Origin of the sequence: Sphingomonas sp. CFBP 8765 (genome assembly GCF_014841445.1) — a bacterium.
Classification (GTDB): Bacteria; Pseudomonadota; Alphaproteobacteria; order Sphingomonadales; family Sphingomonadaceae; genus Sphingomonas; species Sphingomonas aerolata.
In genome coordinates this window covers 12,300-25,387 of the sequence record NZ_JACYTY010000010.1, presented here as the reverse complement: position 1 = coordinate 25,387, position 13,088 = coordinate 12,300, and the positions used below count along the sequence as shown (strand labels likewise).

Below are 13,088 nucleotides of genomic sequence, written 5' to 3'. Positions count from 1 at the left end.
GAAAGACCACCCGTGATTCAGCAGGTGATGCCCAACCGGCGAGGACGTATTCACCCCATAAGCCATTTATGCCAATCACGCATAATCCGTGCGGCGATAGTCGCAACTACGTTTCGCATTAGAGCAGTACGGCTGGTTTCGGGCTGTTCGCGAATATCGTAGTGATCGTCCCGCCCTAGGTTGGTAGCCGCCTTTTCTGCATCCGGTGCATTCGTGAGTGTCTACCCTAATCGTGCCGCCTGGCGTGCCCACCCTTGGGCCTGAAGGTATGCGAGATTTCCATCGATAGAGTTACGGGCAAGATCCGTTTTCGTCATTTGCGGAGTACTCCGTCGATCGTGACAAGCGTCACCGAGTTCGCGAATAGCGATAAACTGGCGGGCATGAGAAGCACGGCCCCAGCGATCGACCCGCTGAGCGCGATCCAGCCTATACGGCGCCGTCGCTATCATCGCGCCACATATTGAACAGCATCAGCAGTTCACTGGCGTCGCATCTCAAAAGAGCCCTCAGGCCAGCGTAGAACGCTCTTTCAGGCTTGATCGCCCCTGCATCGAACGAGAATATCAGACGGCCATTAGAATGCCCAACAAAGCCCTCAGCGGGGTTGCATAGGGCAGGGCAAGGTTGGATGCGACAGCGATCATCACACCCTCTTCGCCGACCCGGCGCAGCGTACCTAGGGTGTCAGAATAGGGCGCGATCGTCGCTAATTCTCGTTCAGCATCGTCAGCTCGGCGTTAAGGTACGGCAGCCAACCGGCGTCATAGTCTGCGAAGTCGATCGGCTGGATCATCGGTGAGGGCAGGGGCCATGCCTAGTTCTGTGCTTGTCGGGTCAGCCGCTCGAACGCATGCCGCTTGCATGCCGGTATGCACCAGCGTCCCGAATGCATCGAATGCGATTGCGCGGGTAATCGGCGGGGGAGCGTAGAAGAGATCGGTAGCAGGGAGCAGCCGGGCGTACGGTGCGTCGCTGACACTGCGCGCATTATAGCATCGGCACAATGCTAAAAACGGTCAGCCGTCCAGGGCGCTCCGGTGAAGATGTCGGCGCGGGCTTCGGGGATATTATGTCTCTCTAGGTCCCTGATGCAGATGCGGCAATCATGAGGCGCCGCTTTAACCTGTCCGGCGTCGTGACGTTTGTCATTTGGTCTACACGGATGGGCCGCGCAATCACGTTGCTGCTCCCTTGCAAGCGCAGTTAGCTCACGCGTGCGGGACAGCCCCGATAATCGAGCTCCAGAAGCCGCATGATCCTGTAGGGAGCATTCGCGCCGACAACGTCGGCGTGTCCAGGGTTTTCCGCGTGTTATTCGTGTGTAAGTACCGGCTGGTTGTTCATGTTGTCTCGACGCGATCCTTAGGCAAAGCGCTTTTGATAGTTACCCATATTAATAGAATCTGTTGGCGGTTCTGAACCATTTTGAGCTTCACGCTCCGTACGATCGATCGCTTCACCCAGCTTAGCCAGAATTTTGCCCAGCTGGCCATCGACGGTAATCTGCGCAAGCTCCCGACAGGACAGCGTGTCCAGCATTGCAGCGGTTTGAACCGCATGATCAGCGTGATGCTGGACAACGTCATCCGGCAACGGCGCAGGACGCATCCAGCGGGGGAGATAGGATCGGACGCTGCCAGGCAGTAGAGGCCGATAGGCATTGGATGTCTGAACGTATCGCGGCCCCGGTCCCTCGCTCTTCACGCGATGAAAACGTCGCTGACGCACCAAAAAGCCGATCGCTTCGAGGATCACGAGCGCGCGGCCAACCGTTGCACGACCAAGCCCCGTCGCCTCGGCAAGATAATCGTAGGAAGGATAGACGCGGCCGCGATTCAACCGTGCCAGCGTGAGGATTTCCTCAAAGACCCGGACGGCGCTGCCGGTCAGCTTGGCAATGCCCCGCTCGACCGCCGTCAACGTCCGCTCCCCCGATCGCGCATCACGGCGCAAACGTCGTGCAGCATCGAGGGTCTTACGCGCGACATGCAGCAAACGGTCGGTTTCGCCCTTGGCCGGCACCGTCCAGAACGCCTCCTCGAAGCTGCCCGCCTCCAGGCTGTCGCGCAGCACAGGCGCGCCCGTCCGGTGCGGCGCACCCGATCGTCCCGCCGATTGCCCTGGCGACCGCTCATGCGTCAGCCGGCCGAACGCCTTAAGCGCAGCATCGCCTATCGTTATAGTCCCCATCGTCCGTTCCCTTTTTAGGGTGGCGGAAACAGGCAAAAGTCAGCCGTGGCACGAAACGCGCATCCTTGAATTTAATCTGAAAAGCGCATATTTAGGGATCGTTGTGTAGACGATCGTTTGTGCTTGCCGGCACGAACCTAGTATGTGCTTTCGGGATGCCCGGCCCTTGTGCCGGGTTTCCTTTTATCCGCTCACGGCCATTCCTTCGTTATCAATGCTATGGTCAAGATAGGGCAGGGTGCCGATCTGAGCGGCGTATGCATTCTGCACCCGCGTTAGATGCTGCGCGCGATGCGGCTCCGAAACGTCGGCACTCGTCCTCCCTTGCCGATGATTGTTACGACCACGTCCTCGCTCATCGGATCCGCGAGAAACCGGATCCGACGAACGATGACCGCCGTTAGGCCATCCTTGCGGTTTATGGGGACAGGGCAAAGCGCCAAGGTTCGTGCTTTCACACGGAAAACCCGGGAAATGTTCGTGCTATTACACGGAAAACCCTCGCCGGCGTCCGGTAGCTTAGCCGGGCAGGCCGACGGGTATCGCGTTTGCGTTCGTGCTATTACACGGAAAACCTCGTGCTAGCATGCAAACGGATTACGCGTCCGTGTCGTCGTCTAGTATTTCGAGTTCTCTTTTGGGTCGAAAGCCGATGGTCGTGTGCAACCGTGGCCGACCACCACGTCCCGACGGAATTTTTGTTTCAGCCACATCGAGGGTATATTCAGGTAGACTATCCTGTTCGGACACGTCGCGAAGCTGTTTCTTGAAATATTCGAGGCCACGTCGGTCCGAAGCACAGCCTACTCGCGCCGCAAGCTCACCAATATCAAGTGTGAATCCGTCGTCCTTGCAGTTGAACTTGGCAAGTTCGTAGAGACGCCGCTCGATGGGACCAAGCTTGAAGAAGTCATGATGGTATGCAGCGATCCTCTGATCCGTCAGGATCGCACGATGCAGCCAATCGCACACCATGACTTCGACCCACTTTACCCGGCGCTCGCCCGTCGATGTCTTGATGTACTTGATGTCAGCCTTGAGCAGCCAGGAAAAGGAGCTGTCCGATCCTTCGCCGCCGGTTTCGATATTGGTGATAATCTGCGTCCCTTGCAGCCTATTCAGTGAGGCCTTGAGCGACGTATAGGACCGTGCCGACGCGTTCGTACCGGTGACGCGGAAGAGATCATTGGCGGTAAACGTCATGATCCGGTCGGCTTTTTCGCCTTTTTCGGCCCGCTCCGCCATCAGACTGGCGATATAGAGCAGGATTTCCTTGTCATAGATCGTTGCGACGCCGGTCTTGCTCGGATTGATCTCGATCCGGGCTTCGCCGGATTCAAAGACCATCGGCGTCATATGGGCCTTTTTCGACAGGGCGAAGAACGGAAATTCAGCCACGGTCCGCTCGCCCTGCACATCGCCGTACAGCGGGCTATGCACCGAAAACAGATCGCCCTGAAAAACCGCAACGTCGCTCATGATCCCAAACTCGCCTTTATCAGCGATCAACCTGTGTCGGTGCCTCACACTTGTCCAACGGAAAGGGGGTTTTCCGTGTGATAGCACGAACATTGGCTGGGTTGGATCGTGGCACTAGACATATGGACAGCCCGCCTCCGGGAAAACGCTCCGATTTCAGGAATATGGTACCGCGATTGGTTTCGCCGTTCGTGATTTTACGAGGAAAACGCCGAGCAACGGCAAACACCATACGGTGTGAAGATACGGCTTCGTGCTATCACGCGGAAAACCCGAAACCCGCCCTATCACGCCACCGTTTTGCGAGCAGGCGACTAGCGTGTTTAAAATGTCTGCCATGGTTCAATTGGCGATAATTGATCCCTCGGCCAATCTACCGGCATATCGAGCCCTACAAGTCCACCTGTAGACACGTCGACCTGCTGAGCTTCGATATCTATGGTTATCAGATTTTTAGAGGAACCGCTGCCCTGCATGATCCTTAAAAAGATCCGCATTCCGTACATAGTCAGCAAGAATCTGGACTGATTTATGTCGGCTAACTTCCTGAAGTTTGAAAATCGTCGCGCCTTGCGAGGCACCCTCGGTAAGAAAACCCGCGCGTAGGGAATGCCCCGCAAATTGTGTCGGATCATAGCCCGCAGCGGCAGCATGATGCTGGACCAGGCGGGCAATCGCACGATCCGACATGGCGGCAGGGGTAAGCGCATCGAGCCTCGACAGCCGTCGAAAAAGCGGTCCCTCAATATGGCCGGCCGCAGCCATCCAAGCGAGGAGGAGCGCTTTTGGTCGAATATGCGAGCCTTCAGGAATGGCGATAACGATGCCTTGCCGGGTCTGATCGGTCTTCGAATGGGCAATGGTCAGTCTAAGCCCCTCGGGTACGACCCCGACATTTTCGACCTGAAGTGCAACGATTTCGGACCGCCGCAACGCTGCGGCCATCCCGATCGCCAGGATCGCGCGATCGCGCAGGGCCCGCAGACCTTCACCGTCGATCGCGGCCAGCATGTTGCGCAGCGCAGCCGCGTCTGCGGGACGCTTCTGTCGTTTGGCACCGCCGTGTTCCGCGCGAATGCCGGCGAGTACTTCAGCCAGGCGACCCGCGGTCGGCATCGCGGTCGGTGCCGGATACCCGCCAGCGCGATGATGATGTCCGATGGCTGCCACCCGCCGGTTGATCGTCGACGGGTTGAGCCCAGCGGTCGCCTGGTCACTGGCAAAGACCGCAACGATGTCCGGTGTGGCCGGCAGCGATGGCAGACCATGCTGCGTGCACCAGGCGGTGAAGATCGTCCAATCGGAATCATAAGCGCGTCGCGTCGCACCGGCGCGGGCCGCTTTCGCATACGCGGCCGCGCGCTCGATCTTGTCATGCAGGATCGCGGGCAGCATCGGTTCATCCGAGTCTACGGTAACGAACGGTGTTCGCGACGATGTGAGGTCCGGATCGGACGGCATCGGTCCAAGAGTGCGGGAAGCGACCATACAAGAGCGTGTGCCACGCTCGATTTCGCCACGCCACCCTTATGTCCGAGAATGACACTTATCGGACATCAGACGGTAATGCGTAGTTTGCCGTCCCGATCGTCGGAACGATTACGAAACGCTGCCGCTCATCGGCTGCGACCGTCCGGGTTGATGCGTGAGCGGTCGTTCGCCGTATCGAATGATGATGCAGCATCGCCCTGCGGATTATAAAATCGGTCGATGCGGTTTCGAATGCGAAGCTCAACGCGGTTACGGATGCGATTACTAATCCTATCCATAGGTTTTGCGTTAGTTGCGGACTGACGTTGCCCAACTTGGCCAACCGCTGAATCTGCAACTCGGCCCGTTCCCTGTTGCGCCATTGCAGGCATTGCGGACGTCACTATGATGAGCGGAGCGAAGAAGATGCGCATGCGAATTGACTTTATCCGATCCGGTCAGCGTAGCGGTTCTAAGCGAACCCAGTCAATTTGTCCTGACAAGCCAACGACATTGTCGGTTGGTCGAGCCACCAACATCAGCGACTGCACAGGGCAGTCGGCTGATACGGTAAAGCGGCCTTCGAACATACCTTTAGCCTGGATCGAGTTAGGTATATTAACACGGCCGAGTTCGCGCCCATCACTACAGTTTAATAGCCAATAGGGACGAACAGCCACGTCTTGATCAATACCTATACTATGTCCTGCCAGACGATATTCGCCTGGCGGCAGGACCTGCATTTGTCGAAGCAGCGCTCCACCAACACTTGGCGGAGCGGCAAAGTCAAATATGCCCGCATTTCCATTGCGCTGAATCGAAGCCGACATTCCGTCATCATTAATAGCCACCCAGTCGAATGGAGTCGGCAATTTGACGTCCGCATTGAATCTGGCGTCCCGCGATATCCGGGGGTCAGCATTAGTGCGGAACGTCGTATAGTATGCCCACGCAGACCTTGCACGGCCCTGTAAGATCATCGCAGAGACAACCCGCGCACGCGGTTCATCGGTGACGGCAAGCCCAGCGCGAGTCATACTTTGGAACAATCGGATTGCTGCGTCTGATTCCGCGTTAGCAGAAGCATAGTTGACGAAACTAGGTCCCCAAGCGGGCCCGTTCGTGAGGGTTTTCAACAATGCACTGCGAATGTCGGAGTCCGAGATTGCCGATGATAGAATTGGAAACAGCACATCAGGCGCACTCCGTGAGGTGCGCAAAGCAACATCGTAATGATGCAGCACGCCTGGCACGTCACCGCGACCTACAGCATCTTCAATGGCCCATATTTCTGTTTGAAATTCGCGCCGTGACAGCTTTTCGGCATATGAGAACAGCCGTCGAGCGCTTTTCGTATCACCCGCAAGCTGGGCATTGAGACCAAGCGTAGAGGCGGCCACCACCGCCGTAGGGTCCTGCAATAGAGCAGCACGCGCCAGTCTGTCTGCCAGATGTTGATCGGCAGCGCGCGCATCAATTTTGGCAAGCCGCTGTGCCATCAAAGCCGTGATACGTCCATCGGCCGGTGCCAGCCTATGGCCCCGTTCGGTGGCACTCGTGCGAAGACTATAGCCCAAGGTGTATGCAACGCTTACATAGCCTAGAGCGGCAGCGATCAGTGCGAGCATCCCGCGCACCGACCATTCCGCTCTAGAGCGACGCGTCTTAGATAATCGCCGTGGCATCAGCCGCCTGATGCCTTCCCTTGCTCGGACCGTCCATAACCATAACCATATTCGTAGCCATAGCCATAATGCGCCTTACGTGCTTCGAATTTCGTCAACACGCCACCCAAAATACGTGCATTAGTGCTCACAAGACGCATGAGCGCAGTCTTCACCATGCTGGAGCGGATGCCGTGCGATTCAATAGCAAAGATCACCCCTTCAACATGGCTGGCAATCAGCGGAGCATCCGCTAGCCCCATGACCGGGGGAGAATCGACAATGACATGGTCGTAGGTTTCAAGCAGTCGGTCGATCAGCACTCCGAAGCGATTGCTCATCAATAGTTCAGCAGCATTAGGTGGTATTGGCCCGGCTGACATGGCCGTGAAGCCGAGATCAGTCATCGGGAAAGTAAGCATCTCGATGTCGTCGCGGCCGGTCAGGAAGTTGCTCAGGCCGAGGTTATGATCGACACCGCCCAAATGATGAACGGAAGGCGAGCGCATGTCACCATCGATCAGAATCACCTTGCGTTGGCCACGTGCTAGTGTCGAGGCCAGCGCCAACGCCGTCGTCGACTTACCTTCTGCCGGGCGCGTCGAGGTGACGGCAAACGAACGCGGCACGCCATGCTCAGTTGTAAACGCCAGATTTGTCTGAACCGCAAGATAGGCGTCGACCAAGTCTGACTTGCGATCGAGCAACGCTTCCTTTGGCGTTGCATTGTCAACCTTCGGTACTGAGCCCAATAATGGTAGGCCAAGCCGACGTTCAACCTCTGCGGGATCAGCGATCGCTTCGTCAATCTGCTCGAGCGCATAGGCCGTGACCGCGGCCAACGCGACGCCTGCAAATAGGGCAATAACGAGATTCAGCAGAATGCGTGGGCTCGACGGCTTCTGCGGCATATCTGCAGCATCAACGATCGAAACGTTATTAATCCCTACGCCGCCAGCTACGCCAATTTCCTTAAAGCGCTGAAGAAGGCCATCGTAGAGTGCCTTGTTCGTGTCCACTTCCTGCTGATAAATATTATACTGGATGCTTCGGCGTCGCAGATCGAGGTAGTTCGTCTTAAGCTGGTTAACCCGTGCCTGAAGTGCATTCTCGCGCTCTTCCGCTTCGCGAAAATCCGCACGGAGCGAATTAGATACGCGCGATTCCTCGCGGCCAATGGAGCGGTCCAGCTGATCAATCTGAGACTGAATGGCCTTGGCGGCAGGGTAGCCAGGCTCGAACTGCGTCATCAGGCGCTGATAATCCGCAGCAAGTTCGGCTCGCTTCTGTCGCAGGTTATTAATGGCGACATTACGCAGCGCCTCTGTAGACGCCCCCGCACGCCCCGCCTGCTCATATCGGGCCTGAACTTGAATACGGTCGGCCGTTGCCTGCGATAAAACTGTGTTTAATGCGGCAAGGTCGTCAGCAACGATTGACCGCTCGGACGTTGTCTTCCCGTCACCGCCAGAAAGCGATGGCAGGTTGATGATCCGCTGCGCAGAGGCATAGGCGACGAGCTGGTGCTGCGACTGGTCGAGCCGCTCTTTCAGCTGGCCAAGCTGTCGCTGCAGCATATTGCGCCCATAGGACGTTGCCTGGATTTTACGCTCTAGGTTTGTTTGAATGAAGTTCTCAGCCCACGCATTCGCGACCTTCGTTGAAAACGCTGCATCGGGACTAGTAAACCGGATGTCGACCAAACGCGACAAGCGTGTCGGAGAAACGTTAACGTTCTTCAACAGAATCTCGCCCGCGATCCGCTGGCGATCGACACGGCCGGCTGCCGAATATTGGCCGTTAACCATCTCAAGCGCGGTTTCGCCGCCATTTTTGCCAAACAGTTCAAAGAATTTTGGATCGTCAACAAGCCTTAGCTGTAATGCGACCCGCTCCGAAAGCGAACGTGATTTGAGAAGTCCGTATTGCGTCTGATAAAACTCTTGATCAGCGACGCTGACCTCCTGTTCGACGCCTTGGATGCCGGTAACCTTGTCCGATTCACGTGAAATCTCGACAGTCGTCAGCGCGGTATACTTTGGCGTCATCAACAAAGTTGTTACCAACCCAAGGATGATGCAGGTAGCGATGATGCCAAGGATGACATACCGCCACCGGACGGCAATCCGCATGTATTGCCGAATGAGCGGCATCCGGTCCGCTTCCACGCCACGCGCGTCAGTCGCCATCGCCCCCTTGGGTGTACCGGTATGCAAATTTGTAGATACAACGTTCATGACGGTACGGCCTTACTGCAGGACAGCGATGAGCGGCCCCGCGAGAAGCGGAGATAAGGAAACGAAATCACGGAACAGGCGTCGCTGCGGGGAGTCCCCAACGACGATCATGTCGTTCGCATAGATGGCCGGATCGTCGTATTCTCCACGCCGAATTGCCTCTACGTTGTAGAGGCCCGCCATCTTGCGTCCGTTAACGGTGCGCAGGATCACTACTTCTTCCTGACGCGCAAATTCGGACAGACCCTTCGCCGATGCAATTGCGCGCATCAGGGTCATTTGATTGGTGACCGGATACAGACCTGGTTCCACGACCTGACCATCGATCGTCACGACCTGGCTGACCGAGCTCTTGATGTTAATCGTCACTTCCGGATTGCGGACGTACCGACCGCGCAAGGCTCCCTCAATAGCCCCCTCGAGCTCGGCGGCGGTCTTGCCGCGGGCATCAACCGTACCGACCAGCGGCATAGAGATTCGACCACTCGCATCGACCTGAATCTCGCGACTGAGATCCGGCACGTTAAAGACGTCAATCTGTATCGTATCGAGCGGGCCGATCAGAGCAGGGCGATCCGCTGCCGTCAGATCTCCACGGTTCGGCGCGGGTAAGCCAGCACTGTCTGGGACAACGGTGAGGCGCGGCGTCGACACGAGCGGCTCCCTGCCTCCACAGGCCGATAGGGCAGTCGCAAACAGCAGGGCGATGATCATCTTACGCATACGCTCAGGAAGCTTCCGACAGATTGAGGAGCCAGAGGGCTATAGGTACTGCCCACCGCGTGGTAAAGACGAGCCATGAGGCTTTGGACGGGTATCGCCAAGCCACAAGCCTGAAATTACTATCATGGCCATTATCGTCGGAGTGCGCGCCGGATAATCCACTGTGCTAGCAAGAAGGATAAGAAGTAGCATCACGGAGCCGACTTTGGGCAATATATTGTCAAAGCCCGATCCCGATCGCCAAACCTTGACACTTGCCAAAAGCCACCACGCCAGGCCAGCCAAGAGCAAGAGCAAGGCCGGAAAACCTCCGTCTAAGACGATCTCTAGAAAATCATTATGTGCATGATTAAAGTATGTAAACTTCAAGAGTTCGAACGGCTCGTGAATTCGGAACATCGGATCAAAACCTCCGAAGCCGGATCCCCACGGTAAGTAGAACCGCACCATTTCTAGCACGGTTGGCATGCCGCGGCTGCGCATATCATCGACTGCCTCGACTGCAATAATACGGTTGATTGATTCCGCTCGACCGGCGACTACGCTGATGAGCACGAAAATTACGATTACTCCCACGATCGCGGCAATCAGAGCGGAAAATACCCATCGCGGCGCAGATCGCAGTTCGCGCTTTACGCCGTGGCGGGCAAGAAACAAACCAAACGCCATCCCTAACATGCCTACAATCATTCCCGCGCGTGATCCGCTGGCGAGAATCGTCAACGCTAACAGGAGAACAAGTCCGAGCGCTATCGGACCGCGCCAGCCTGACCGGCGCCCGCCCAAAAAAGGCCATACCGGGGTGATCAAGCACCCCATTGCCAAGAACAACGCGAAGTGATTGCGGTTCGCAAAGGTGCCGCTCACCTGGCCCGGCGTATCGTTAACGAACGGATTGTTGAAGCCCGCGCCTGCAAATTGCAACAGACCGACGAGCATTGATATCGCGATCAACACCAGTAGAAGACCCGGAAGCCATGATCGCTCCCGCTTGGCCAGCCCCATGACGAGGACGAGAATGGTGATTGGCACAATTAACGATGCAGCTGCATTGAGCGCGGCACCAGGTACAATCGCCAATGGCCGCCATGGCTGGCCTTGACCGCTGACCGCGGCAGCTTCGGCAAACATCGCACGACCTGAAAGCCCCTGCCAGACGGCTGGGGGCAGCGGAACCAGTTGGGCCAGTACCAGCAAGGTAGCGGCGAGCAGGAGGATCGCAACCGGCCTAGCGTCGAGGTGCACGGGTCGAGGCGCTATCAGTAACGCGACGATGAGTGCAACCCAAGCCGCCACGCGAATAACAACCTGCCCTAGCGCATCGGCACGCGATGCTCCGCCTACGAGCCACGCCGTGCATAGCAAAAGCGTAAGCAGGATGAACGGCAGGCTGGCCTTGGCCGGTAGAGAGGATCGCTGAGACGTCGACATGGTCGCATGCGCTTAATCCCATCCGCCCGGAAACGAAACCCATTCGCACTGCCATAGCGGGGATTCGAGGAACTTGTGGACGACGGGCGCGGCAAATCATCCTCGCGTTCGCATGCTGAATGGACTAGGCGCTACGTGATGCATCGACCCCGCCAGCATTTCGCGTGCGCTGAACACGCATACTGGGGCCGGGCAAACGGACCGAGCGCACAATGAACGGTTCAAAAACCCAAAATGCTGGCGACGTAGAAATTACGCGACGCCATCTGTTCAAGGCTGTCCCGGTAATCGGGGTCGCCGCAACGGTGCCTACCGCCGGAGCCGGCACGCCAGCCAAGCGGACGGTCAACGTTCGTGATTTCGGCGCCAAAGGGGACGGCATAACCGACGACACCGCTGCCTTCAAAACAGCGTTGGCAGCGGCGCAAATTGTTGACGTTCCACTTGGTACGTACTGTATAGAGGCAGCGCTCAAGCTTTCCGATGGGCATCTCGTCCGCGGTGCCGGTCGCTCGGGATGGGACCCCTATACCGGGACCGGGCCGCCACGCTCAGCATCACGCACTGAGATTGTCATTGATGCGCGCGTGGGATTCGACGCTCGTGATACGAACAATGCCGCGGTCAGTGGTCTCGCCATCCGAGCCCGGAAGACCACGCAGTCTCGCTGGGGAGCGCCTCCGGGCGTTCAAGTGGGCTCGATCGGTATCGATATTGCGGGATCGCTTCAGTTCGATGCGCGCGATATGTCGTTTCACGGCCTCGACGTCGCGGTATCCAGTGTCGCCGATCATGGTACCACGACGCAAATGCCCCACATCGGCAACTGGGTGGCGCATGATTGCGCCACCGTGTTCCGGTTTGTATCGACCAACAAGAATTTCAACGCCGTTCGGGATGCGCGGATCGAGGGGTGTCTAGCGGCACTTCATTGCAATCGCATTGTCGAGGCTCGCAACTGCGACGGTTTACGCATTGAGAATGCGCGCTTCTTTCAATGCACGCTCAATTCTATCCTGATCGAGGACACCCCGTTTGTTGCCATCATCGGCGTGACGCTGTTCGAGACTGGTGAGGAGACTGTCATATTACGGGCGTGCCGATACGTGACCATGAGTGGCATCATGCTCGCTCGCGCCGGCTTCTACCGCGGCGGCCCCCTAGTGCAGCATGCAGCGATGCTTTGGGATAACTGTATCGATATGTCTTTCGAAGGGGTCGTTGAACAGCCAGTTGGGCGGGCCGTTACTATGTTGGATTGCACTAATATATCAGTTAACGCGACGATAGGTACGCCTTATTGGTCGACAGGCAATCTCGCTAGTGCGGACGGGGCCATTCGTATCGAGCGATCAAACTCAATCTCGCTCACTGCCTCGTTTAGCGGATCAAGCTATTGGATCGCGGTTTGGGCCGATGCCGCCAGCGCGCCAAACGTTAGCGGCCGGATCGTCACCGAAGGATCAGCAGGCGTGGTCCGCTGCGTGCACCTTCAGTCGGCGCCTTGGGGGCATGTAGTCCGAAAATCTTCTGCATCGCGCGTCGCGCCTACCACGTCGGTGCTACTCGACGAGCTCCGTGTTCTGGTTCCACCCGGAAAATCGCTGGTATCGCGATGCGTCGAGTGGACGGTATCAGCCATCGTGCCGGAGGTGACGGGATCCTACTGGCAGGCGATGGAGGAAGCCGAACCGGGCGGTGGCGCGATCTCGATCGAACGCAAGGTACTCCATCGCAATGCCAATACGGTAGCGCACTATGCATCGATACCGATCAGCATCTACAACCCCTCTGGGCAACCCGTTGCTTTGCCCGCCGGACTGGAAGTCCGGCTGTCACTGGCATTCGAATAGCATAAATGCTATCGGCTTTTGTCGGATCTAAAGGGCAC

General features: G+C 57.3%; 9 protein-coding genes. 1 reads left to right on the top strand and 8 read right to left on the bottom strand.

Annotation, left to right across the window (positions count from 1 at the left end):
• Positions 1–1,365 precede the first annotated feature (1,365 nt).
• The 8 genes from IFT87_RS18280 to IFT87_RS20940 all read right to left on the bottom strand — a co-directional run bounded on the left by IFT87_RS18280 (position 1,366) and on the right by IFT87_RS20940 (position 11,011).
• Entirely contained in the window at positions 1,366–2,076 is a 711-nt protein-coding gene (locus IFT87_RS18280; RefSeq protein ID WP_342211195.1) for a helix-turn-helix domain-containing protein, read from the bottom strand.
• Between the two features lie 714 nt (positions 2,077–2,790).
• Complete coding sequence (locus IFT87_RS18275) at positions 2,791–3,672, bottom strand: replication initiator protein A (protein ID WP_056677485.1); 882 nt, start codon at positions 3,670–3,672, stop codon at positions 2,791–2,793.
• 453 nt (positions 3,673–4,125) lie between these two features.
• Positions 4,126–5,067 carry a site-specific integrase gene (locus IFT87_RS18270; RefSeq protein WP_249403444.1) on the bottom strand — a complete coding sequence of 314 codons (942 nt, stop codon included), beginning with the start codon at positions 5,065–5,067 and terminating at the stop codon, positions 4,126–4,128.
• Between the two features lie 221 nt (positions 5,068–5,288).
• Complete coding sequence (locus IFT87_RS18265; RefSeq protein ID WP_192191508.1) at positions 5,289–5,576, bottom strand: hypothetical protein; 288 nt, start codon at positions 5,574–5,576, stop codon at positions 5,289–5,291.
• Between the two features lie 24 nt (positions 5,577–5,600).
• Positions 5,601–6,770, bottom strand: a complete 1,170-nt coding sequence (locus IFT87_RS18260) for a hypothetical protein (RefSeq protein ID WP_192191507.1) — start codon at positions 6,768–6,770, stop codon at positions 5,601–5,603.
• A gap of 56 nt (positions 6,771–6,826) precedes the next feature.
• Positions 6,827–9,043 (bottom strand): GumC family protein, encoded by a 2,217-nt coding sequence (locus IFT87_RS18255; protein ID WP_197975356.1) that lies wholly within the window; start codon positions 9,041–9,043, stop codon positions 6,827–6,829.
• A 12-nt stretch (positions 9,044–9,055) separates the two neighbouring features.
• Positions 9,056–9,757, bottom strand: a complete 702-nt coding sequence (locus tag IFT87_RS18250) for a polysaccharide biosynthesis/export family protein (protein ID WP_192191506.1) — start codon at positions 9,755–9,757, stop codon at positions 9,056–9,058.
• A 48-nt stretch (positions 9,758–9,805) separates the two neighbouring features.
• Positions 9,806–11,011 carry an O-antigen ligase family protein gene (locus tag IFT87_RS20940; protein ID WP_192191505.1) on the bottom strand — a complete coding sequence of 402 codons (1,206 nt, stop codon included), beginning with the start codon at positions 11,009–11,011 and terminating at the stop codon, positions 9,806–9,808.
• Between the two features lie 398 nt (positions 11,012–11,409).
• Here IFT87_RS20940 and IFT87_RS18240 point away from each other — a divergent pair, with 398 nt between their 5' ends.
• Positions 11,410–13,050, top strand: a complete 1,641-nt coding sequence (locus IFT87_RS18240) for a glycosyl hydrolase family 28-related protein (protein ID WP_192191504.1) — start codon at positions 11,410–11,412, stop codon at positions 13,048–13,050.
• Positions 13,051–13,088: the final 38 nt, after the last annotated feature.